This window comes from Streptomyces alkaliphilus (genome assembly GCF_014141535.1).
GTDB lineage: Bacteria > Actinomycetota > Actinomycetes > Streptomycetales > Streptomycetaceae > Streptomyces > Streptomyces alkaliphilus.
In genome coordinates this window covers 1-436 of the sequence record NZ_VKHT01001747.1, presented here as the reverse complement: position 1 = coordinate 436, position 436 = coordinate 1, and the positions used below count along the sequence as shown (strand labels likewise).

Here is a 436-nt window from a genome sequence, read left to right as displayed (position 1 = left end):
GGGGCCGGCCACGCCTTCCAGGTGGAGCTGAAGCACCGGGCCGTGGTGCGCGGGGTACGGGTGGTGGAGGTGCCGATCCGCTTCGGAGCCCGCCGTGCCGGGGACTCCAAGCTGTCGGCGGCGGTGCAGTGGGAGGCGGCGGTGCTGCCGTGGCGCCTGCTGTGGGGGCGGCGGTCCCGAGCGGTCGGGCCCCGTCCGGGCGGGAACCGACCGGCCCGGCCCCGGCGCGTCCGTTCCGCCGCCGCTCGCGGGGAAGCGGAACGCCGCGGGGCCCGGGGTGCGACGGAACCGCGTCCCACCCCGGGCCCCGCGGCGGTGCCGGGAGTCCCGCTCAGGCCTCCCGCTCGTAGGGGCAGGCGAAGGGGAAGTACGCCTGGAGGAACGGCTCCATGATCGACAGCTGGGTCGCCAGGTCCTTCTCGTCGGAGACCGTGTC

General features: G+C 77.1%; 1 protein-coding gene. It reads right to left on the bottom strand.

Features of this window, described 5'->3' with window-relative positions; all coding sequences use genetic code 11:
• Nucleotides 1–331: 331 nt before the first annotated feature.
• Nucleotides 332–436: hypothetical protein (locus FNQ90_RS28740; protein WP_182608603.1), on the bottom strand; the 105-nt coding region annotated here is incomplete at its 5' end.